Source organism: Moorella glycerini, from assembly GCF_009735625.1.
Classification (GTDB): Bacteria; Bacillota; DSM-521; order Neomoorellales; family Neomoorellaceae; genus Neomoorella; species Neomoorella glycerini.
Genome location: NZ_CP046244.1, coordinates 1,350,245 through 1,371,328, shown reverse-complemented (window position 1 = coordinate 1,371,328; position 21,084 = coordinate 1,350,245). Strand labels below are relative to the sequence as shown.

The following is a 21,084-nucleotide window of genomic DNA, read 5'->3' as shown; positions in this document are numbered from 1 at the left end:
CAGCCTACCCAGGCCCCGGTACCAGCTGGCGGCGAAATTCCGCCGTTAAAGCCGGTACCACTTCCCGGAAATCGCCGACTATTCCATAGGTGGCTACTTTAAAAATAGGGGCCTGCGAGTCATTATTAATGGCCACAATGACGTCTGAAGTCTGCATGCCCACCAGGTGTTGGACGGCCCCGGAAATGCCGATGGCAAAATAGACTTTCGGCCGCACGGTAGTCCCTGTTTGGCCCACCTGGTACTCCGGGGGCAGCCACCCGGCCTCCACCGCCGCCCGCGAGGCGCCCAGGGTGCCGCCCAGGACCCCGGCTAGTTCATCCAGGAGGCGGAAGTTTTCCTTCGACCCCACGCCCCGGCCGCCGGCAACAATGATCTCCGCCCGGTCGAGGTAGACGGCTTTGTTTTTTTCTTCGATGACCTCTATAACCTCAGCCCGGACCTCGGCTTCATTGAAGGCCATATCCACCCGGACCAGTTCTCCCCGGCGGCCCTCCTGGCGGGACGGCATGGGCATGACCCGCGGCCGGACGGTGGCCATCTGGGGCCGGTGCCGGTGGCAGAGGATGGTGGCCATGACATTACCGCCAAAGGCCGGCCGGGTCTGCTCCAGGAGGCGCGTCTCCGGGTCAATGGTGAGACTGGTGCAATCGGCCGTCAGGCCGGTCCCCAGGGAGGTGGCCACGGCTCCCGCCAGGTCCCGGCCCAGGCTGGTGGCTCCCATCAGCAGGACCTCCGGTTTGTACTCCTTTACCAGCTGTACCAGGGCCCGGGCATAGGGGGCCGTGCGGTAGGGTCCCAGGACGGGGTCCTCAACCAGGTAAACTTTGTCCGCCCCGTAAGCCCAGGCTTCAGGGGCCAGGCCGGCCACCCCCTGCCCCACCAGGACTCCGGCCAGCTCTACCCCCAGGGCGCCAGCCAGCTGCCGTCCCACTGCTGCTAGTATGGGGTGGGGGAACCCAAAATATGCAATTATTGCGGATACAAAAAAGCTATCAGGTTTGGCCTGATAGCTCTTTAATGTTTGGCACCCAGTTTTTTAATACCGCTCTCACCCTCAACCATTAATTCTACTGTATTGGTAAGGACATCGGTATAGCTGAAGGATATCCGGCGTTCCGGGCTTTTCTGCTCTTCCAGTCGGATCACAAAGATGTTGGGGTAAGTCTTTTCCAGTATACCGGTCCTCTCCAGGATCTTTTTCCGCCCGCGGTTGGCTCTTAGTCTTACCTTCTGGCCTACCCGGGACTCCAGGTCCTCTCTGATAGTTGCCAGTACTTCTTTACCTGTCAAAAAAGACCACCCTCTTTCCGCGTATACTTTATTATACAACAGCAAGGGGGTGGTGTCAAGGCATAATGTTTATTTTACTAGAGGAGCCGACTTATTGTCAAGGGGAATAATGGTATAAATTTCGCCTTTGTTATTAAGATATTTTCAATAAGGGGAAATAGGATAACCCAGGCGCAGTTTACCTTTAATCTCTATACCACCTATACCTTCATTGCCGGTGATGGTATCTTTGATTATATCCGCGGGGCCCAGGGTTTTTTCAATGGAACTATAGGCAATCCGCTCCACCACAAAAACCGGGTCGTAGGCATGAATTAAAACCCGCCGGGGCGAACTGGCAAAGGTGGCTCCGGCTTTAAGCAGGGCTTCATAATGGGACTGGCAGGCCCCGGCAAAAATAACCAGGTCATCATGGGTAGGTCTTAAAGTTCTGGCTGCCCTTACTGCCGCTACAAAGTACTTTGAGTGGCGGTAGCTATCCAGATCGGCAAAAGTATTATTTTTTTCCCTGAGCAGGCCATCATGACCCGTAAGGACCAGAATATCGGGGGTATATTCCTTTAAAAGCTCCTTCACTTTAGCCGCCTGCTGTTCTTCTGGCAAGCACACGCCCTGGGCCGGTATTCTTAGCTGCTCATAGGCATGGAGGCACTTATCCAGGTATTCCTCGTCACCGTCGATATGCAGCACCCGGCCCGGTACCTCAAAAAAACCATCACCGGGGGCACCTTCCTGTTTTTCCAGCTCCCTTTCCCCCAGGCCCGGCCGTTCACCCCGCAATAAAAAAACCTCCCTCTCGGCTTCCCGGCGCTGCAAAATCCGCCGGAAACAAAGACTGTGTTTTTGAATATCGCAGTGGCGGTAACGCAGCACTTCCTCGGCCGGTTGCAGCTCCAGGTCCTCCAGGGGGGCATCAGCTACCAGCCTGACATCCAGTCCCCGCAAAATGGCAGTAGTTTCTCCTGCATCAGTTATAATAAGCGACTTTACTTTGAAAAAGATATCTTTACCGTATTTTTTCCGCGCCACGATATCTCCGGGCTTAATGTTATTCAACCTGCTTCCCTCCCCCGTAAGCCCTGTATCATTCTATTTTATGCCCCGGGACTTAAGGAGGTGAGGGCGGTACTCGATGCAGCAACTTGCCATATTCTGATTGGATATTATGTATAGTTACCATAATACACCGGTCCTGGTAACTATTTATCAGTGACGGGTTATGGTAATTAAATGTATAATGGTAGTAAGCTGGATGACAGGCCTAGAGATAGAAGTTAAATCAAAGGAGTTGATGGCAATTTCTAGGATAATTTATGCCAGCCTGCGGCTATTTTGCCTGGCTTCTTTCCTGCTAATTGGCATCCTCGCCTTTGCCGGCACAGCAGCAGCCGCCACTTACACCGTCCAGCCCGGCGATACCCTCTATCTCATCGGCCAGCGCTATGGGATCAGCGCCTGGGAACTCCAACAAGCGAATAACTTGAGTAGTACATGGATCTATCCTGGCCAGACCCTCTGGGTACCTGACCGGGGCGGCAGTACTTACGTCGTCCAGCCCGGCGATACCCTCTTTCTTATCGGTCAACGCTACGGCCTGTCTTACCAGCAAATCATGGCCGCCAATAATCTCACCAGCGATGTCATTTACCCGGGACAGGTCTTACGCCTCCCGGCCGGGTCCTACCAGCCTGCGGCCTCCCGGGGGACAAGCACTGATTATAGTGCCAGCGACCTGGACCTGCTGGCCCATCTAATTTATGGTGAAGCCCGGGGTGAACCCTATGCCGGCCAGGTAGCCGTAGCTGCCGTGGCCATTAACCGCACCCGGGACGGGCGCTTTCCCCGGACCATTGCCGGTGTCATCTATGACCCCGACGCCTTCACTTCGGTAAACGACGGCCAGTTTTACCTGACTCCCGATGCTACTGCCTACCAGGCGGCCCGCGAAGCCCTGCGGGGCTATGATCCCAGCGGCGGTGCCCTCTTTTTCTGGAATCCGGCCCAGGTCCCGGCTAACTCCTGGGTCTGGACGCGGACCATTATCACCACCATTGGCAACCACGTTTTTGCCCGTTAAAACCCAACTTTGACACCGCCCCTTAAAAATCAAGGGGTCCATAGGGACAATTGTCACTACAACCCCTTTCTGGGGCTCTTAGTGGCTACCTGAAGGTTAAAATTTTAGGTGGAAGTGGAAGGCCCAAAATTTTTAACAATTCACTCTGGCTTTGTCCGGGCTGGGTGATACTATAAATCCGCTTATCAAGAAACTGCTGGTCAACAGCCTTTATCTCTTCTAATAATTCCAGGATACGGCGGCCGCTTTTATGGGCAACCTTCCAGCGGCGTAACTCTCTTTCTTGACTTTCAGGATCAGGGATTTGTTTCGCCTTAAAAATCTCATCTTCAATATATCGGCGATGTATCACCTCCAGCCATTTTTCAAAGAGATAAGCCAGCACACATATAAAGATGTGTCCCTTAACCCGACTTTCGTTGTAGTGGTAGATAGGCCTCAAGCGAATGAAGTCCTTGATATGGCGAAAGGCGGTTTCTACCTGGAGCAGGTTTTTATAGGCGGCAATTACCTCCTCAGCTGGCAGGTCAGCATTAGTCTGGATTAAAAATTTGCCGTCCCGCAAAGCCTCTTTAGCCAGAGCCGGCTCATTAATTTCAAAGTTGAAAGACTTGCCGTCATAAGTAATATCAAAAATTGGAGCAAGGCCCTTCTTGTTAAGGATAGCAGCTGCTTTAAGCATGACTCCTTTTGTGGTAGGCTTGCGCCCCCGCCGCGGGGTTTCCCGGGCCAGCCTGTCTTTCAGCTCTTGCAATTTTATCCTGGCTTCTTCTATCGCTTTGACCCGAAATTCATAATCCTCTTGGGCTTTGAGAGGATTGTGGCAAAGGATATAGCGAACCGGAGGCTCGAAGTTTTCCTTTTCTTCCTCTTCTCCCTCTACCAAGTTTTCTTTAGGGGGAGCCTGTACCTGCTCTGGTGGTACTTCCACATAAAAGAGGGGGTTATCGCCGTCTATTAGCTGGTATTCTTCGAGGTTTTGGTACCTGGCCAGTAGTTCATCGCTCACTTCCCGGCCGCGTTTATGAAAGCCCAGGATATAACGGAAGTTAGCCTCCTTGAGTTCTTCTAAATTATGACTGGTCAGCATACCCCGGTCGCCCACGAAAATACAGCTCTTGATGGCAAACTTTTGCTTAAGTTGTTCGATGGCGCCAGCCACGGTTACTTTATCAGGTATATTACCTTCAAATACCTGGTGGGCAATAGGCATGCCTTCCGGAGTCACCAGGAGGCCAATATTAATTTGCCGGCAGTCCGGCCGGTGGTCGCGGGAATAACCGAACCTGGCCAGGGGGCAATGGGTACCTTCAAAGTAGCTGCTGGTCAAGTCGTAAAACACCAGGTTAAGCTGATAACTCAAGAGATCCGTAAGCCGGTTGTACAAGTGGCGTTCCAGATAATCCTTCATTTCTTCCAGGACGTCAAGAGTACGGTAAAAATGATGCAACTCAGGCTGTTTCTCTTCCAGTTCCGGCAGGTAAATTTGCCTTAACCATTGGGATACTCCAAGCTTGCTTTTAGGAGCGATGAGGCGGTTTAAAATCATAATCTTGGTGCATAAGGCCACATCCATCTCTACTTGACGATTTTGGAGATAGTTTTTAAAGAAGGCGTCCAGGTCCAGTCGCTCCCAGAAAAAATTCACCACATAGGGGATACCATAATGCTTGGTGCCGAAGGTCTGGAGGTCCTTAACAGTGCCCAGCTCATCTTCCTTAAGGAATTCCCGCAGTTTATTAATAAGCCGCTGTATCTCTTCCTGGGAATACTGGTCGATGTTGCCTAAATGCCCAACCTGGCGCTGTTTTACCTTGCCTTTTTCCCGGTAGGATTCTACCAGGACCAGATAATGGTAGGTATGGCCGCCGCGCCTGGTAGTGATAATACGGGGGAACAAAGGGGCATCACCTCGGTTATCGTCATTACTATTATACCAAGAGATGCCCGGCGTGAAAATACTCTAAGGCAGATTTGTTTTCACTACGTTTTGCCGACTTCGGTAGAGAAAGATCGTTGATATTACTAGTCTTGGTGGTCTTTAAGCCCTTGAAATAGAAGTTTTAGTGTCAAAGTTGGGTTAAAAAGTACGGAACCAGTCTATTAAACTAGAAGAGGTGGCAACCCCGCGGGATAAGGGTGGCCACCTCTTTTATATAAGCACCCGAATATATAAGCACCCGCAATTTACTCCTGACTCCATTTAACATTTATGACGTGCTCCACATATTTTCACCCTTAGCCGCTCTTGGTGTACTTATCGGCTACCTTGGAGGCCCCGCAGGAATAGGGTTTGATCCTGGCGGCAAAACCGCTGCCCACCACCATGCCGACAATTTCCCGGATTAATTCCCTGGTATTGCCGTTGGGCCCGATGTCCAGGTGGATCTCCAGGTTGAGATCAGCATGACCGTTGGCCGCCAGCTTCTGGGCGATAAAGCTGGCCGTTTCCAGGCTCAAAGCCGTTTCATAAAAGATCTTCTGGCGCAGGGACGTAATCTTGCGCTGGTACCTTTTACTGTAGTAGTAGCGAGCTCCCCGGCCTACCTGGTGGACTATGACAGCCGTGACAAAGCAGGTACGGACCCGGGCCTGGGAATCCGAGCCTATAATGATCTTGTACTGGGCCTCGGGATTGGCCTCGATAAACTGCATCATGTCGGCAAACATTTCTTCAGCCGTCAGGCGACCCTTAGTAGGACTGATATAATACACCGGCATCACCTTCTTTCCATTTGTTGCTGTAACGCTTTACTCAAGTTAGCAAACTCTTCAATCGTCAAGGTTTCTCCCCTTCGCCGGGGTTCCACTCCGGTAACTGCCATAGCTTTTAGTAACAGGGGACGTTCCAGTCCCAGGCTCCCCAGGGCGTTTAAAAGGGTTTTACGTCGCTGGTTAAAGGCGGCCCGGACTACCTGGAAAAAGAAATCTTCATCCCCTACCTGTACCGCCGGCTCCGGCCGGCGGGTTAGTTTCACTACCAGGGAGTCGACCTCCGGCCGCGGGTAAAAGACGGTGCGCGGTGCCTTCAAGATAATGGCCGGTTTCGTATAATACTGGACCACTACACTCAAAGAGCCATAATCCTTGCTTCCCGGTAAGGCCAGCATCCGGTAGCCCACTTCGGCCTGGACCATTAAAACAAGTTCCGTAATCTGAAATTTACCGGTCAGTAAATGCATCAGGATGGGGGTGGTTATATAATAAGGAAGGTTGGCCACTAGCTTATAAGTGGGCAACCTTCCTCCTCCATTTCCCTTAAATCTGGCAACTAATTCGTCAAAATCAACTTTTAAGGCATCGCCGGCAACCAGGCGCACATTGGCCTTATCCTTCAAGGTTTCTTTTAGAGCAGATATTAAATCCCGGTCGATCTCAATGGCTATTACCAGTCCCGCCTGTTCCGCCAGCTCCTGGGTAAGGGCTCCCAGCCCGGGACCTATCTCGACAACAGTATCATCAGGGCCAAGGCCAGCGGCCCCGGCAATTTTCCGCACGATATTTACATCCACAAGAAAATTCTGGCCCCGGGATTTACGGGGTACCAGCCCCTTTTCCCGGACCAGGGCCAGGGTTTTGCCTGGCGTGGCTACAGAATCCACCCCAATCCCTCCATAGAGGTATTATACTACATCTGCAGCCATGGTACAAATATATGTAAATGGAAAAACCCTATGAGATGTGGGAAAGCAAAAATAAACACCACCTCGCGGGGTGGTGTTAGTTACCATTTTATGCCGCTACCCTAGCAGCAATGCCTGAGCCGGTACCGGTGCCTATTTCAACACGTAAACCTTCACCCGGCGGACGCCCCAGCGGGCCGTAGCCGCCTCCGTATCCAGGAAAACGTCAATGCGGTTACCCTTGATGGCACTGCCCACATCCTGGGCAATGCCAAAGCCATAGCCTTCGACGTAGAGCCTGGTACCCAGGGGAATTACATCCGGGTCAACGGCAATGGTACCTACCCGGGGATAAACCCCCGTCGCCGTCCGTGAGCCCGAGTGGGTATAAGCCGTAGCAACGGCCCAGAAAACCCGCTCAAAGCGGAAACTGTACCCCCCGCGGGAAGCCATATCCAGGGCTCCTACAGCTATTATTTCCGGTACAGGTTCTTTAACGACCTTAGTTGCCACCAGTTCGCGGCCTGCTTCCTGCCCGTCTTCATAGACGATCCGGTAAGTTTCTTCCTGGAGGCCCTTCTGCCCCCTCTGCACCAGGCGGGTAATGCCTTTTTCTATCTCCCCGTCGGGTCGACGCTCCACCCGGTAGTTAATTTCGCTCTTAACCGTTTCCATTTTGTAGGTGACCCTGGTAACTTTAATTGTGTCTCCTGCCCTTACGGTGGCAGTTACACCCGGGGTAACCCGGTCTTCCGGCTGCAAAGTTACCCCCGCCTTGTTTAAAACCTCGGCCACCGTCACCGGAGGAGTCCATATTTCCCTTTCCTGCCCGTCGGCAATTATCTTTACCAGGACGGCCCTTTTGACCGTCACCACCATACCTTTAGTCACAGGTGCGTCCAGGGCAGGAAGAACAACATCCTCTGGCCCCAGGGTAATTTGCTGCTCATTTAAAAATCGCCCTACCTGGCCGGCAAAGGTCCGGGCTACGCTCTCCCGCCCGTCTACCTGGAGGGTTACCTGCTTCCAGGCAAAGTTCATTACTCCCCACCCGGTGCCGGCAAAAAGCACTGATACCGCCACCAGGAGCCAGAGCCAGGGCCGGCGGCGCCCCCGGGAATTCTTCTGGCGCCAGTAAGTAATCCACCCGTCCATGAGTCACCTCTTGCTAATTTAAATTTAAAATCTAATACAGCTTTACTGCCATTGGAGGGGAGGTTGCCTCCGGACGCTGGTTGCGCCCGGAAGAAGTCTCTATAAATACTTCGACGCGGGGGCAAGATTTTCCTGCCCCCGCGCCTGGAATTTTTTACCTAATAACCGAGAATCCGCACCGTAACCGGCCGCCGACCCCACTGGATGGCTTCGGCCTCGCTATCTACAAAGATATCAATGCGGTTGCCCTTAATCAGGCCGCCCGTGTCCTGGGCCACGGCATAGCCGTAGCCTTCTACGTAAAGCCTGGTTCCCAGGGGTATGACCCGGGGATCGACGGCAACTATTCCCCGGTAGGGCCAAATGCCGGTAGCCGTCCGGTTGCCGGTATGGGTATAGGCCGTAGCTATCACCTTCAGGGTATCCCCCGCCCGGGCCGCCGTAACTGCCGGGTAGGCACGGCTACCGTAGGCCACTATCCGCGGCTGGGGCTGGACTTCGATCCAGGTCTCCAGGAGCTGGCGCTCGACTTCGACGCCATTCTCTTTCTTTACCTGGTATTTATAATAACGTACTCCCGGCTGGCCTTCCTGGACCACTTTTTCCTTCCCCGGCCGTAAAGTCCGATCCGGCCGGCGCACCAGGGGAGGCGGTACTGCTTCCTGGCGCAGTTCAATGGTATTTTCCACCCTGATGACCCGGATATACTGGTAAGGGTCATTGCTGCCCAGGTTGCTATCTACCCTGTCTTCAGGACCCAGGGTTATGCCCTCCTGGGCCAGGATTCCGGCTACTGCCGGCAGCGGTACCTGGGACCAGAGAGGCTGGCCGGCAATCTCGGCCGCTACCGGTACTACGCCGGCCATGGTCAGTTTTAAGCCCGGCCAGAACCAGGCACCGGGCAGGGGTAAAACCCAGTCGCCTATCCGTACCTGGCAACCGGTCGGGCCCCGGCTGTCGCCCAGGTACCACTGGCCGGTGGCTACCTGCCTGGCGCTGCCATCGGTGAAAATATCGACGCGATTACTGGTCCAGCCGGCCAGCAGCAGGGACTGGAGCCCCAGCAGCAGGCAGGCCAGCGCCAGCAATGACTTTCTCCGGCCAGGGGCAGGCCGCTGGCCGGAAGGGGGTAACATCTTGAACATGACGTCACTCCTTCCACTTTATGCCAGCTATAGCCTTGCCAGAATATTCGCCTTTTATACCCGTAAAAAAACTCCTGCCCTGAGGCAGGAGGGATTATAGGTTATTTCAAGCGGTATACCCCTATTTCCTGGAGCGAGTTTTGGATTGGCCGGGAAAATATTGCTTTATTACGCCTTATGTAATATAATATTACACAATAAGTAATAATCATGGATAATAAGATCAAGGGGCGTTGATAATGCCAGGTAAGCTATTTCCCATCGGCGGTCCTGTTGCAGAAGAAGATATCGTCGACAGGGAGGACTTCATTACCTCCCTTGTAACTAGGCTCTCTGAGGGTCAAAGCGTCATGCTTTACGGCCCACGGCGCATAGGAAAAACCTCGTTGGCCCATGAGGTGCTAAGGCAGCTAAAGGTAAAAGGTTTTTATATCGCTTCAGTTGATCTTTTCCGGCTTTCCAGCAAGCGCGATCTGGCTGTTGCGCTGATTAACGCTTGCCTGGAAAACAGGACTGGCATTCGCAAGACAATCGACGCGTGGAAAGACCGGACTAAAACCATTGTCGGCACTGCGAAACTGGCAATTAAGCTCCAGGACCTTGAACTCGATTTGGGGCTTTCGCAAGGCGAGCAAAGCGATGAAGCCTTGCTTGACTATGCGCTGAACTTGCCCGGGGTGTTGGCTAAACGGGATAAAAAGCCGGTGGTTATCTTGTTCGATGAATTTCAAGACGCTTCCCGGGTAGCAGGGACGGAAATCTATAAAAAGATGCGTTCCTATTTTCAAAATCAAGAAGATGTGGCCTACTTGTTCCTGGGATCAAAAGAGGGCATGATGAAAACCCTATTCGCTGACAAAAAGGAAGCCTTTTACCGGTTCGCCACTATTCTTCCCATACCCTCGATTCCCGAAACGGCCTGGGTGGAATATATTGCCAAAAAGTTCCGCACCAGGGGAATCACATCTACCCCGGAAGCAATAAAGGAGATTACCCGTAAAACCGGAGGGCACCCCCAGGACACGATGGTTGTATGTTCCGAACTATACTACGCATTGCTTGAAGCCGGGCAGAACACCATATCCCTTGAGATTGTACGCTTGGGATATGATCGCGCCCTGCTGACTCTTGCACCCATCTACGATGAATTACTAGACGATCTAAACCTGAGTTTCACTGGACGCCAGGTATTAAAGCGCATTGCCACAGGAACCAGCATTTATAGCATAGAAAACGCCAATCCTAATGAAATTAAGCGGACGATAGATCATTTGCTGGCTAAAACAGTGATCGAGAAGAAGGGGCGCGGGTCTTATACATTCGTTGAGCCGATGTTCCGTGATTATGTACTGCGGGAATTTTTCTGATCAAATCCCAAACAGGCGCCGGGCGTTGGCCGCGGTGGCTTCGCTGACGGCTTCCGGTGCCAGGCCCCGGGCCGCGGCTATGGCGTCGGCCACCAGGCCGACATAGGCCGGCTCGTTACGCCGGCCCCGGTGGGGTTCCGGGGTGAGATACGGGCAGTCGGTTTCAATCAGCAGCCGCTCCAGGGGCACCCGCGCCGCTACGGCCCGGAGCTTGTGGGCATTTTTAAAGCTCACCGGGCCGGCAAAGGAAATATAAAAGCCCAGCCCCAGGCACTCCCGGGCCATTTCCCAGCTGCCGGAGAAACAGTGGAGGACACCCCCGGCCGGCAGCGGCGCGGCCTTTTTTAAAATCTGCAGGGTGTCCTCATGGGCGTCACGGTCATGGACAATTACCGGCAGGCGTAAAGATCGGGCCAGCTCCAGGTGCCAGCGAAAGACCTCCTGCTGGCGCTGCCGGGGCGAAAGGTTGCGGTAGTAATCAAGCCCCGTTTCGCCAATGGCCACCACCCGGCTATCCCCGGCCAGGCCGCGGATAGCAGCCTCTGCCTCGGAGTCAAAGGTCATGGCGTCGTGGGGATGGATGGCCACGGCGGCATAGATAAATTGCCAGCGGTGGGCCTGCTCTACCGCCCGCCGGGAAGATGGCACATCATAACCCACGTTGATTACGGCTACAACGCCGGCCTCTTGCAGGCGGCCCAGGACACCGGCCAGGTCGGCGGCAAAGGCCGGATCGTTGAGGTGGGCGTGGGAGTCAATGAGTCCCGGCATTTATCGCACCTGGGCGCCGTCCTGAATAGCCCGCTCCGGTGTTACCAGGCTTAAGGTATCGTCAGCGACGGCCGCCAGCACCATCCCCTGGGAGACAATACCCCTGAGTTTGGCCGGCTTCAAATTAGCCACAATAACCACCTTCTTGCCCACCAGTTCTTCCGGCCGGTAGTAGCGGGCGATGCCGGCCACGATAGTCCGCCGCTCGTCACCAACTTTAACTTCCAGCTTCAGGAGCTTATCGGCGTTGGCCACCTTCTCCGCCGCCAGGACTTCAGCCACCCTTAGTTTAATGCGAGCGAATTCCTCGATGGTTATCTCTTCTTCCCCGGGTTTAGCAGCCGTTTCTTCTTTAACTGCAGGCGCTGCTGCCGCCGGAGTCTCCTGTCCTGCCACCGGTCCTTCTCCTTCCTGTTCGTTAAGTTCAATGCGGGGGAAGAGGGCCGGGCCCCTTCTCACCCGGGTACCGGCAGGGATGCCCCCCCAGGTGGCCAGGCTCTCCCAGGTGAGGGCCGCGGGCACACCTTCAAGGCCCAGCTGCTCCCACACCCGGGCCGGTACGCCGGGCATAAAAGGCCCCACCATGATGGTAGCCTGGCGCATGGCCTCGGCCAGGTTGTAAAGGACCGTCTGCAGGCGCGGTTTCTTTAAGGGGTCTTTGGCCAGGGCCCAGGGAGCCGTCTCCTCGATGTATTTATTGGCCCGGTTAACCAGGCGCCAGATGGCCGTGAGGGCCCGCGCGAATTCAAAATTGTTCAGGGCCGCGTCCACCTCATCCGGCACAGCCCTGGCTATGGCCTTTAACTCCTCATCCAGGGGCTCCGGGGCTGAGGGCGCCGCAATTACCCCGCCGTTAAATTTTTCAATCATGGCCGTCGTCCGGCTGAGGAGGTTACCAAAGTCGTTGGCCAGGTCGGTATTGAGGCGGGTAATTAAAGCCTCTTCACTGTAGTAACCATCGGCGCCGTAGGGCATTTCCCGCAGGAGGAAATAACGGATGGCGTCGGCGCCGTAGCGGTCGATGAGCACCATGGGATCGACAACATTGCCCTTGGATTTGGACATCTTGCCGCCGTCCACCAGGAGCCAGCCGTGGCCAAAGACCTGGCGCGGCGGGTCAATGCCGGCGGCCATGAGGATAATGGGCCAGATAATGGTATGGAAGCGGACGATATCTTTACCCACCAGGTGCACGGCGGCCGGCCAGTATTTACGAAAGAGGTGATCATCTTCGGTACCGTAACCCAGGGCGGAGATGTAGTTGGTGAGGGCATCAAACCAGACATAGGTAACGTGCCTGGGATCCATGGGCACCGGTATACCCCAGTCAAAGGTGGTCCGGGAAATACACAGGTCCTCCAGGCCACCCTCGATAAAGCTGATCATCTCATTGCGCCGGGAAAGGGGCAGGATAAAGTCAGGGTGTTCTTTTATATATTGCAGCAATCTATCGGCATATTTACTCATCCGGAAGAAATAACTTTCTTCTTTGACCAGTTCCACCGGCCGGCCGCAGTCGGGGCAGTTGCCGTCCTTGAGCTGCCGTTCCGTCCAGAAGGTTTCACAGGGGGTACAGTACCAGCCCTCGTAGGTGGACTTATAGATATCCCCCTGGTCGTAAATTTTCTGCAGTAGATGCTGGACGACCCGCGTATGGCGCGGTTCGGTGGTGCGAATAAAGTCGTTATAAGAAATATTAAGACGGCGCCAGAGTTCCTGGAAAGTGGCCACAATCCGGTCGACATACTTTTGGGGCGGTAGATCCGCTTCCCGGGCCTTGCGCTGGATTTTCTGGCCGTGCTCGTCGGAACCGGTGAGAAAATAAACGTCATAACCCCGCAGGCGCTTGTAGCGGGCCAGGGTATCGGCCATGGTGGTCGTCAGGGCATGACCAATATGCAGTTTATCGCTGGGATAATAAATAGGGGTGGTAACGTAAAAAACCTTGTCCCCCATCCTGGTCGTCCCCTTTCGGCAAATTCAGGAGTATTATATTAAAAAAAAGAGCAAGTTGTCAAGTTTTGGCTATAATGGCGCGAGAAGGCTAATTTTTTGTCCAAAATATGGTTGACTTTTACTGGAAACACTGGTACCATATAGACAGGTTGTCGAAACATGTTGAAATAGGGAGGGGAGAGCCATGATTAAATCTACGGGTGTGGTACGTAAAGTGGACGAGCTCGGCCGGGTAGTCATTCCCATTGAGCTGCGGCGTACCCTGGGCATCGATGAAAAAGACGCCCTGGAGATTTACGTCGACCACGAGAAAATTATCCTGAAAAAATATGAGCCCGGCTGTGTTTTCTGCGGCAATGCGGAAGATATCGTCAATTTCCATGGCAAAAACGTCTGCCGGGCATGCCTGGAAGCCATGACCCAGCAGGCCAAGGCTGTCTAAGTCAGGTAAAAGGGGCGCCTCGGGGCGCCTTTTTATTTTGACAGGGAGGCCTCGCCACCTTTTTTGAGGGCCTGCAAGCAGGCACGGTAAATCTCCCGCCGGGGCTGGCCGTAACGCCGGGCTACCCTGGCCATAGCCTCTTTACGGTCGAGGCCGGCCGCCTCCAGCTCCGCCACCTCTGCTGCTACCCGGGCCGGGTCATAAGCCGGCAGGGGTGCCGGCCCGGCCCCGGCCACTACCAGGGTGATCTCTCCCCGGGGCGGGTTGGCCCGGAAATGCTCTACCGCCTCCGGCAGCGTTCCTCGCCAGATGGTCTCAAATTTTTTGGTCAGCTCCCGGCCGACGGCAAGCCGCCGTTCTCCCAGGGTGGCCAGCAAGTCAGACAGGGTAGCCACCAGGCGGTGGGGAGCCTCGTAGAAGATCAGGGTTCGTTCTTCTGCCGCCAGGGCCGCCATCCTCTTCCGGCGTTCTTTGCCGGCCCGGGGCAAAAAACCCTCAAAGACGAAACGGCCAGCCGGTAAGCCGGACGCCACCAGGGCAGCGAGGGCGGCGTTGGCGCCGGGAATGGGAACTACCGTGATGCCGGCAGCTACCGCCTGCCGCACCAGCTCTTCCCCCGGGTCGCTGATGCCCGGCAGGCCGGCATCGGAAACAAGGGCGATATCCCTGCCTTCCTGGAGAAGCTTTAATAAATAAGGGGTTTTGCTGGCCTGGTTGTGGCGGTGGTAACTGGTCAGGGGTGTGTGCAGGTCATAATGGGCCAGGAGTTCCCTGGTACGCCGGGTATCCTCGGCAGCGATTAAATCGACCTCCTGCAGGATCCTTAAGGCCCGCAGGGTAATGTCCTCCAGGTTACCGATGGGCGTGGCTACCAGGTAAAGGCTAGCCATGGGACTGTAACCCCTTCTTCTCTAAGAAACTCTGGCAAAAAAGGCAGCCATCACCGTCCCGCACCCGGGCAAAATGGGGCGGGCATACATGAAAACCCTCCTCATAAAAGCGTAAAAGCTGCTGGTAACCACCTTCCCCGGCCTGGGCCGCGAACATGATGGTCCTGAGGCGCTGGTTTTCTTCCTCCAGGGCCCGCGCTAAAGCCCGGAGGCGCCGCACTTCCTTTAAAACCTCACTCAGGTGTCCTTCCAGTTCAGCCAGGGCTACGACCAGGGTACTGCCTTGAGAATCCACAAAATTACTGCTCATGATCTTCTCTCCTGATATTTTTCAGGGGAAATTCCATAGTGCCATCCTCGGGTATTTCGACCATGACGGTTTCCTTAAGGATATTGTGCCCTGTTACCCGGCCTGGACCTGCCGGTGTCTGGACCATGGCACCACAGGGAGGAAAGTGGCGTCGCGCCTCCTCATAAACGTCATTTTCGTAGCGCAGGCAGCACATGAGCCGGCCGCACAGGCCCGAAATCTTGGTAGGATTTAAAGACAGGTTTTGTTCTTTGGCCATGCGTATGGAAACCGGGTCAAACTCACCCAGAAAAGTGGCACAGCAAACCGGCCGGCCGCAGCAACCCAGCCCGCCCAGCATCTTGGCTTCATCCCGGACACCAATCTGGCGTAATTCTATGCGGGTGCGGAAAACGGCCGCCAGGTCTTTGACCAGTTCGCGAAAGTCGACCCGGCCTTCGGCCGTAAAATAGAAAATGATTTTGCTGACGTCAAAGGTAAATTCGACGTCAATTAATTTCATAGGCAGGCTGTGCTCGGCAATTTTTTGCTGGCAAATGGTAAATGCTTCCTTTTCCTTCTGGCGGTTGATATTTGCCTGTTCGGTATCGGCCGCCGTTGCCCGGCGGATAACCGGCCGCAAAGGCTGCACTACCTGGCCTTCATCAACCTGGCGGGGCGGGATGACCACCTCGCCGTACTCCAGTCCCCTGGCCGTCTCAACAATAACATGGTCGCCGCGGTTCAATTCCAGTTCGCCCGGGTCAAAGTAATAAATCTTGCCCGCTTTTTTAAACCTGACGCCAATGACAGTAACTATAATTCCTCACCTCCGTAAATTTAGATGCCGCTGACGCAGCACCAGCCAAGGATTAATACTGTTTATCCAGTTCCCGGTGCAGGTTAAACATCAAGACCTCCAGGGCCAGGTGGCGGTTGGCATTGCGTTCAATGGCCGCCCGGGCAGCCTGGATAAGCCAGAAACAGCGCCAGGCTTGCGCCGGTGACAGGGGTACCGGTAAAAGGTACCCTGGCTGCAGTAATAGTGTTGCCGTTCCTGTTAACTGCCAGACCAGCTGGTCCCGGCAGGCCAGGGCCATGGCCTGGAGAACGGCCGGGAGATCCTCCTCCTTTTCCAGCTCGGGCAGGATTTCCTGTAGCATAGCTACTAAACCGGCCCCTGCCAGGCGGTTCCAGTAGGTAGCTCCGGCAGGTGACACCCCGCCTTCCCCGCCCAGGTGCAGTTCCTGGCAGCGGGAACGGATGGTCGGCAGCAATAAGTCCGGCTGGGCAGCCAGTAAAATAAGATAGGCTCCTTCCGGGGGCTCTTCCAGGGTCTTTAGCAGGCAGTTGGCTGCTGCTTCGGTCATGGTATCGGCCCCGGCCAGGACGGCCACCCTGGCCCCTCCCTGGAAGGCCCGGAAGGTCAACTGCCTTTCCAGTTCCCGGATCTGGTCAATTTTTAGAGTGACGCCCTGGGGCTTGCAGAGATAAAAGTCCGGGTGGTTGCCGCCAGCCATCTGCTGGCAGGAACGACAGCGGCCGCAGGGCTCCCCCTCCCGGGGCTCCTGGCAGTTCAGGGCCGCAGCCAGGTACCTAGCCAGTTCCAACCTCGCGGCCTCACTGCCACCTGCCAGGAGGTAGGCATGGGCGAGTTTCCCCCTTTGCAGGGCCTGCCGCAGCTGGTGGCGGGCAGTCATGGCAATTGGGGGCTTCGCGGTGGGTAACTGCTCTCCTGCTGCCATTTAGCTTTTCCTCAACTCCAGCAAAGGTTCTACTACCTTTTCAATCTGCGACCACACGGCATCCGGGGACCCGGTACCATCAATGAGGTGGACTCGCTGCGACTCCAGGCGGCTCAATTCCAGGTAACCCTGGCGTACCCGCCGGTGAAAGGCGAGGTCCTCCCGCTCCAGGCGATCGGCGGCGCTTTTCCCCCGGCGCCGTGCCAGGCCTAACTCTACCGGCACGTCGATTAAGAGGGTAAGATCCGGTAGGAGGCCACTGGTAGCCAGGCTGTTAACCTGGCGCACCAGTTCCACCCCCAGCCTGCGGCCATAGCCCTGGTAGGCGATGCTGGAATCCGTAAAACGGTCGCAGAGGACTACTTTTCCTGCTGCCAGGGCCGGCCGGATGCGTTCGGCTACATGCTGGGCCCTGGCGGCAGCATAAAGCAGGATTTCGGCCCGGGCATCAATGGGGCCATAGCGCGGTTCCAGGAGCAGTTGCCGGATGGCTTCGGCCAGGGGCGTCCCGCCGGGTTCCCGGGTACATTCAACGGTAAACCCCCGCCTGCGTAAGAAACATTCCAGGCGTTCCATCTGGGTGGTCTTACCGGAGCCGTCCGGCCCCTCCAGGGTAATGAACAGGCCGCCAGGCACGTAAAAATCACCTGCACTTTTTCCTAAAGAATAAACATTTCTCATCCATCTACTACCAGCACCTTACCCTCCGGCCCCCGCAAGTATACCAGCCTGGCAATTACTTCCCCGGTCAGGACCTCTCCCGGTACGACCAGGGCCAGGCCGGGGGGACAGGGGGCGATCAATTCTGCCGCAATCCAGCCTTCTGCCTCCCTTAAGGGTATCTCCCGCCGGGGGGCCAGCCAGGCTTCCCGGGGCGTCAGCGCCTGCCGGGGCTGGGCGATCCGGGGGCCGGGACCTGCTCCCCCTTTATCATTTGCTGCCGGTGGCAGCTGCCCGGCCGGCCGCGGCAGGGCCAGCAGGGCCGCCAGGAGAGATTTTATTTTGGCCGCGCCGTCGCCGGGGGTGATGATTAACAGGATATAGTCCGGCCCGGCCAGCTCTATTTCCTGACCGGCGCGTCGTAAGAAGGCGGCTACTTCCGACCCGCTGGCACCGAAGGGGGCCGCCGGCAGCAACAGGCGGGTGACATCCAGGCCGGCGGCCGCAGGTCCAGTCACATCGGCAGGAGCCAGGCAGGGTATGCCGGCTGCTGCCAGTTTTTCCCGCAGCCGCAGCGCCCTGGCCACAGCCCGGCCCCAGTCCCGCCGGCCCCGCTCTTCCGCCAGGAGCCGGGCCACGTCCAGGGAAGCCAGGAGTAAATAGGAAGGGCTGGTGGTCTGTAAAAGGTTTAAGGCCGCTGCTATCGTATCTCCGGCCCCGGCTTCCCGCAGGTGCAGCATGGCCGCCTGGGTAAGGGCCCCCATGGTCTTGTGGGTGCTCTGCACCACGTAGTCGCCCCCCAGGGCCAGGGGTGAGGGCGGTAGCATCGGGTTAAGGCCGAAGTGGGCGCCGTGGGCAGCATCCACCAGGACGGCCAGGCCATGGTCATGGGCCAGGGCGATTAGTTCCTTGCTCCAGGGGACGATGCCCTCGTAGGTGGGGTGGACCAGGAGCAGGAGCCTGGTCCGGGGATGGGCCTGCAAAGTCCTGGCTAAAACTGCCGGGGTTACCCCCAGGGGGAGACCTGGTGAAGTTAACCATTCTGTTTCTAAATAAACCGGCCTGGCCCCGCTTAAGATCAAACCATTAAAAACAGCCCGGTGGGCATAACGGGGCAATAAAACTTCATCCCCGGGCCGGCAGGTAGCCAGGATAACGGCCATGAGGCCGCTGCTGGCCCCGTTCACCAGGAAAAAGGTCCGCGCCGCCCCGTAAAAGGCAGCAGCCTTCTCCTGGGCCGCCCGGATCACCCCGCCGGGACAGGCCAGGTTGTCCAGTCCCGGCACCTCGGTCAGGTCCATCCCTAAGGTTTCCTCCCCCAGGACCTGCCGCCAGGAGGGCCAGGTATAGGCTCCATCCTTATGACCCGGCGTATGCCAGGAATTAAGTAGCTGTCGCCGGTAATTTAAAAGCGCCTCCCAGAGAGGCGCTTGCCCTTGGGTCTTCACGATGTTATTGTAACACACATCCCCGGCCTGCAAAATATTTTTTCGGATCTATCAACGGCCGGGATGCTGCACGCCGGCGTGGTCAATATAGTAATCCCCCTTGATGATCAGCTCCCCTACCGGCACGACCTGGTAGCCGTCGGCCTTGAGCTTTTCCAGGAGAGGAGCCAGGACATCGGCCGTATAGCGTCCGTTATTGTGAAAGAGAACAATGGAGCCTGGTTTTATGTTTTTCAGCACCCGGTTTAAGATGGCATCGGCCGTCATATTTTCCTGCCAGTCCAGGGAATCCACATCCCACTGGATAACCCGGTACCCCAGGCGCTCCGCGGTACGGATCACCGTATCGTTATAGTCACCAAAGGGAGGCCGGAAGAGTTCTGCCTTATAGCCAGTTATTTCCCGCACCATCTGGCTATTTTCCTGCAGCTCTTTTTCCATTTCCGCCTCGCTCAGGGCGGTAAAATGGGGATGGGTGGCCGAGTGCAGGCCGATTTCATGACTGGCGGCGGCGATCTGTTTGGCAACTTCGGGGTATTTCTTGAGCCAGATATTGGTTAAAAAGAAGGTCGTTTTAACATTATATTGTTTTAAGGTGGCCAGCAATTTAGGTGTATACTCTGCTCCCCAGGTGGCATCAAAGGAAAGGGCCACCTTTTTATCTGTCGTGTAAACGCTGTATATGGGTAATAATTTCCTGGCCCGGCCGGCCATAACCGCCAGTGGTTGATAATCGGCCAGCCTGGCACCCAGATAGAGCCCCAGGAAAAAAAGCAGCGCCGGGATAAGGATGTTGGGTGCCCGGCGCCAGCGCCATAACAGGATCATCTCCTCACCCCCCGAGATGATCCTATTCAGCGCGAGGTTGCTATATGATGGCATTTTTGTGCCCCCCTTCAGGGGGGTGACCATCAGACCGCTTTGGCGCCGCTTTTTACAGCCCGGTTCTGGTAGGCCTGGTCCAGGAGTTGCATGACGTGGATGGCCCGGCCGGGTAGCTGGTGGACGTCCAGCCCATGGGCCAGCTGCATCAGGCAGGCCGGGCAGGAGGTAGCCAGGTACTGGGCCCCCGTTTTCTTAAAGTTTGCCATCTTACGGGCCAGGATTCTCTGCGATAAATCATAATGGGTAACGTTATAGGAGCCGGCACCGCCACAGCACCAGTCGGACTCGTTCATCTCCACAAATTTGACTCCCGGGATGCTCTTTAAAATCTGGCGCGGCTCATCCTTGACCTTCAGGCCCCGGACGGCGTGGCAGGGATCATGGTAGGTTACGGTAGCGTTGACCGGCCCCATTTCCTTCTTAAAGCCCACTTCCGCCAGGTACTGGGAAGCTTCCTTTACTTTGGCGGCAAACTGCTGCGCCAGGGGGCCGTATTGCGGGTCATCTTTCAGGAGTTCAGCGTAATAATGCAGGCCGTGAGCACAGCTGGCGCAGTCCGTGACCACCGCTTCCACATTAAAGCGTTTAAAGGAATCCAGGTTTTCTTTCGCCAGTTTGATCTGCATTTCCGTCTCGCCGTAAGCTTCGTGAGGAATACCGCAACAGTTGGAAGTTGGCACTACGACCTCAATGTCGTTTTCCTGGAAAACCCGCAAGCTCGCCTCAGCGACCTGGGGGAAGAAGTTGTTCATCATGCAACCGGCAAAATAGGCCACTTTATGCCGGGGTTTCAGGGGCTTCTTTAAAATTTCCGGCAAGCGCTCCCTTAAGGTCCGGGCCGGAATGTCAGGTAGCAGCCCTTCAGCCTTACCCAGGGACCCCAGCAAACCCAGGAAGCCGGTATGGCGGGCGAGCCATCTGGCGCCGCTGCGCTGGTAAAAGCGCAAGGCTTTCGCCCCCAGGGTCAGGCGCCGCTGCCTGGCCAGGACGCCGTGCAGGGCCATGCGGATAGGGAAGGGATTACCGTTGGCGCGGGTAATTTCTGCCCGGGCAGCCTTAACCAGGGTATCGGTAATGACGGAGGAGGGGCAGGTGACGACGCAGGCGCCACAAAGAAGGCAGGAGTAAATATGGTGGTTTATCTCCGGCTCTTTGGTTAAATCAAAGTGGCCTTCCATGGACTGGCGCATCAACCGGTTGCGTCCCCGGGCCAGGGAAAACTCTTCACCCGTTGCCTTGTAGGTAGGACATACCTCCTCACAAAAGCCGCACCGGTTACAACGTACGATATCCTCTTCAAATTGACGAAAAGTCTTGACCATGACCTGTTCCTCCTCG

20 protein-coding genes and 1 pseudogene are annotated in these 21,084 nt (G+C 55.9%); 3 read left to right on the top strand and 18 right to left on the bottom strand.

What is annotated here, in order from left to right:
* Positions 1 to 4: 4 nt before the first annotated feature.
* The 3 genes and pseudogenes from MGLY_RS06885 to yabG all read right to left on the bottom strand — a co-directional run.
* Positions 5 to 943: pseudogene (locus MGLY_RS06885) on the bottom strand (electron transfer flavoprotein subunit alpha/FixB family protein); the annotation flags it as partial.
* Between the two features lie 74 nt (positions 944 to 1,017).
* On the bottom strand, positions 1,018 to 1,293 hold the full coding sequence (locus MGLY_RS06880) for a Veg family protein (protein WP_156272645.1): 276 nt from the start codon (positions 1,291 to 1,293) through the stop codon (positions 1,018 to 1,020).
* A 144-nt stretch (positions 1,294 to 1,437) separates the two neighbouring features.
* Positions 1,438 to 2,349 carry a sporulation peptidase YabG gene (gene yabG / locus MGLY_RS06875; RefSeq protein WP_170290956.1) on the bottom strand — a complete coding sequence of 304 codons (912 nt, stop codon included), beginning with the start codon at positions 2,347 to 2,349 and terminating at the stop codon, positions 1,438 to 1,440.
* 235 nt (positions 2,350 to 2,584) lie between these two features.
* On the opposite strand from yabG, the gene MGLY_RS06870 reads away from it, so the two are divergent.
* A complete protein-coding gene (locus tag MGLY_RS06870; protein ID WP_156272644.1) occupies positions 2,585 to 3,370 on the top strand; it encodes a LysM peptidoglycan-binding domain-containing protein in 786 nt (261 codons plus the stop codon).
* A gap of 85 nt (positions 3,371 to 3,455) precedes the next feature.
* Here the strand turns inward: MGLY_RS06870 and MGLY_RS06865 are convergent, their stop codons facing one another.
* The 5 genes from MGLY_RS06865 to MGLY_RS18460 form a co-directional block, all read right to left on the bottom strand.
* Entirely contained in the window at positions 3,456 to 5,270 is a 1,815-nt protein-coding gene (locus tag MGLY_RS06865) for an IS1634 family transposase (protein WP_156272643.1), read from the bottom strand.
* A 338-nt stretch (positions 5,271 to 5,608) separates the two neighbouring features.
* Complete coding sequence (locus tag MGLY_RS06860; protein WP_170291202.1) at positions 5,609 to 6,091, bottom strand: ribonuclease H-like YkuK family protein; 483 nt, start codon at positions 6,089 to 6,091, stop codon at positions 5,609 to 5,611.
* Positions 6,091 to 6,972 (bottom strand): 16S rRNA (adenine(1518)-N(6)/adenine(1519)-N(6))-dimethyltransferase RsmA, encoded by an 882-nt coding sequence (rsmA, locus tag MGLY_RS06855; RefSeq protein WP_156272641.1) that lies wholly within the window; start codon positions 6,970 to 6,972, stop codon positions 6,091 to 6,093. Before rsmA ends, MGLY_RS06860 begins: the two co-directional genes overlap by 1 nt.
* 174 nt (positions 6,973 to 7,146) lie before the next feature.
* Positions 7,147 to 8,148, bottom strand: coding sequence for a resuscitation-promoting factor (locus MGLY_RS06850; protein ID WP_170290955.1), 1,002 nt, complete (start codon positions 8,146 to 8,148; stop codon positions 7,147 to 7,149).
* A 158-nt stretch (positions 8,149 to 8,306) separates the two neighbouring features.
* Positions 8,307 to 9,293, bottom strand: a complete 987-nt coding sequence (locus MGLY_RS18460; protein ID WP_170290954.1) for a 3D domain-containing protein — start codon at positions 9,291 to 9,293, stop codon at positions 8,307 to 8,309.
* A 239-nt stretch (positions 9,294 to 9,532) separates the two neighbouring features.
* Here MGLY_RS18460 and MGLY_RS06840 point away from each other — a divergent pair, with 239 nt between their 5' ends.
* Positions 9,533 to 10,660: an AAA family ATPase gene (locus MGLY_RS06840; protein ID WP_156272640.1), complete on the top strand. Its 1,128-nt coding sequence runs from the start codon at positions 9,533 to 9,535 to the stop codon at positions 10,658 to 10,660.
* Here MGLY_RS06840 and MGLY_RS06835 read toward each other — a convergent pair whose 3' ends face one another.
* Both MGLY_RS06835 and metG read right to left on the bottom strand, forming a co-directional pair.
* A complete protein-coding gene (locus MGLY_RS06835) occupies positions 10,661 to 11,431 on the bottom strand; it encodes a TatD family hydrolase (protein ID WP_156272639.1) in 771 nt (256 codons plus the stop codon).
* Positions 11,432 to 13,387 (bottom strand): methionine--tRNA ligase, encoded by a 1,956-nt coding sequence (gene metG / locus MGLY_RS06830; RefSeq protein WP_156272638.1) that lies wholly within the window; start codon positions 13,385 to 13,387, stop codon positions 11,432 to 11,434.
* 184 nt (positions 13,388 to 13,571) lie between these two features.
* Here metG and MGLY_RS18655 point away from each other — a divergent pair, with 184 nt between their 5' ends.
* Positions 13,572 to 13,829: an AbrB/MazE/SpoVT family DNA-binding domain-containing protein gene (locus MGLY_RS18655; protein ID WP_156272637.1), complete on the top strand. Its 258-nt coding sequence runs from the start codon at positions 13,572 to 13,574 to the stop codon at positions 13,827 to 13,829.
* 32 nt (positions 13,830 to 13,861) lie between these two features.
* Here the strand turns inward: MGLY_RS18655 and rsmI are convergent, their stop codons facing one another.
* The 8 genes from rsmI to MGLY_RS06785 form a co-directional block, all read right to left on the bottom strand.
* Positions 13,862 to 14,719, bottom strand: coding sequence for a 16S rRNA (cytidine(1402)-2'-O)-methyltransferase (rsmI, locus tag MGLY_RS06820; protein ID WP_156272636.1), 858 nt, complete (start codon positions 14,717 to 14,719; stop codon positions 13,862 to 13,864).
* On the bottom strand, positions 14,712 to 15,029 hold the full coding sequence (locus MGLY_RS06815) for an initiation control protein YabA (RefSeq protein WP_156272635.1): 318 nt from the start codon (positions 15,027 to 15,029) through the stop codon (positions 14,712 to 14,714). The genes rsmI and MGLY_RS06815 overlap by 8 nt, the downstream gene beginning before the upstream one ends.
* Positions 15,019 to 15,831 carry a PSP1 domain-containing protein gene (locus MGLY_RS06810; RefSeq protein WP_156272634.1) on the bottom strand — a complete coding sequence of 271 codons (813 nt, stop codon included), beginning with the start codon at positions 15,829 to 15,831 and terminating at the stop codon, positions 15,019 to 15,021. The genes MGLY_RS06815 and MGLY_RS06810 overlap by 11 nt, the downstream gene beginning before the upstream one ends.
* Positions 15,832 to 15,880: 49 nt before the next feature.
* Positions 15,881 to 16,753, bottom strand: coding sequence for a DNA polymerase III subunit delta' (gene holB, locus MGLY_RS06805; protein ID WP_170290953.1), 873 nt, complete (start codon positions 16,751 to 16,753; stop codon positions 15,881 to 15,883).
* A complete protein-coding gene (gene tmk / locus MGLY_RS06800; RefSeq protein WP_211662100.1) occupies positions 16,754 to 17,389 on the bottom strand; it encodes a dTMP kinase in 636 nt (211 codons plus the stop codon).
* A gap of 41 nt (positions 17,390 to 17,430) precedes the next feature.
* Complete coding sequence (locus MGLY_RS06795) at positions 17,431 to 18,861, bottom strand: aminotransferase class I/II-fold pyridoxal phosphate-dependent enzyme (RefSeq protein ID WP_156276255.1); 1,431 nt, start codon at positions 18,859 to 18,861, stop codon at positions 17,431 to 17,433.
* A gap of 51 nt (positions 18,862 to 18,912) precedes the next feature.
* Positions 18,913 to 19,689 carry a polysaccharide deacetylase family protein gene (locus tag MGLY_RS06790; RefSeq protein ID WP_156272632.1) on the bottom strand — a complete coding sequence of 259 codons (777 nt, stop codon included), beginning with the start codon at positions 19,687 to 19,689 and terminating at the stop codon, positions 18,913 to 18,915.
* An 83-nt stretch (positions 19,690 to 19,772) separates the two neighbouring features.
* Positions 19,773 to 21,068 (bottom strand): (Fe-S)-binding protein, encoded by a 1,296-nt coding sequence (locus MGLY_RS06785; RefSeq protein ID WP_156272631.1) that lies wholly within the window; start codon positions 21,066 to 21,068, stop codon positions 19,773 to 19,775.
* Positions 21,069 to 21,084: the final 16 nt, after the last annotated feature.

What these genes read in the sequence shown, in the direction of transcription:
- MGLY_RS06790 (WP_156272632.1), bottom strand. Translation starts at nt 19,689, where the DNA reads ATGATCCTGTTATGGCGCTGGCGCCGGGCACCCAACATCCTTATCCCG.
- MGLY_RS06870 (WP_156272644.1), top strand. Translation starts at nt 2,585, where the DNA reads ATGGCAATTTCTAGGATAATTTATGCCAGCCTGCGGCTATTTTGCCTG.
- rsmI (WP_156272636.1), bottom strand. Translation starts at nt 14,719, where the DNA reads ATGGCTAGCCTTTACCTGGTAGCCACGCCCATCGGTAACCTGGAGGAC.
- MGLY_RS06860 (WP_170291202.1), bottom strand. Translation starts at nt 6,091, where the DNA reads ATGCCGGTGTATTATATCAGTCCTACTAAGGGTCGCCTGACGGCTGAA.
- holB (WP_170290953.1), bottom strand. Translation starts at nt 16,753, where the DNA reads ATGGCAGCAGGAGAGCAGTTACCCACCGCGAAGCCCCCAATTGCCATG.
- MGLY_RS06835 (WP_156272639.1), bottom strand. Translation starts at nt 11,431, where the DNA reads ATGCCGGGACTCATTGACTCCCACGCCCACCTCAACGATCCGGCCTTT.
- metG (WP_156272638.1), bottom strand. Translation starts at nt 13,387, where the DNA reads ATGGGGGACAAGGTTTTTTACGTTACCACCCCTATTTATTATCCCAGC.
- MGLY_RS06840 (WP_156272640.1), top strand. Translation starts at nt 9,533, where the DNA reads ATGCCAGGTAAGCTATTTCCCATCGGCGGTCCTGTTGCAGAAGAAGAT.
- MGLY_RS18460 (WP_170290954.1), bottom strand. Translation starts at nt 9,293, where the DNA reads ATGTTCAAGATGTTACCCCCTTCCGGCCAGCGGCCTGCCCCTGGCCGG.
- MGLY_RS06785 (WP_156272631.1), bottom strand. Translation starts at nt 21,068, where the DNA reads ATGGTCAAGACTTTTCGTCAATTTGAAGAGGATATCGTACGTTGTAAC.
- MGLY_RS06815 (WP_156272635.1), bottom strand. Translation starts at nt 15,029, where the DNA reads ATGAGCAGTAATTTTGTGGATTCTCAAGGCAGTACCCTGGTCGTAGCC.
- MGLY_RS06850 (WP_170290955.1), bottom strand. Translation starts at nt 8,148, where the DNA reads ATGGACGGGTGGATTACTTACTGGCGCCAGAAGAATTCCCGGGGGCGC.
- MGLY_RS18655 (WP_156272637.1), top strand. Translation starts at nt 13,572, where the DNA reads ATGATTAAATCTACGGGTGTGGTACGTAAAGTGGACGAGCTCGGCCGG.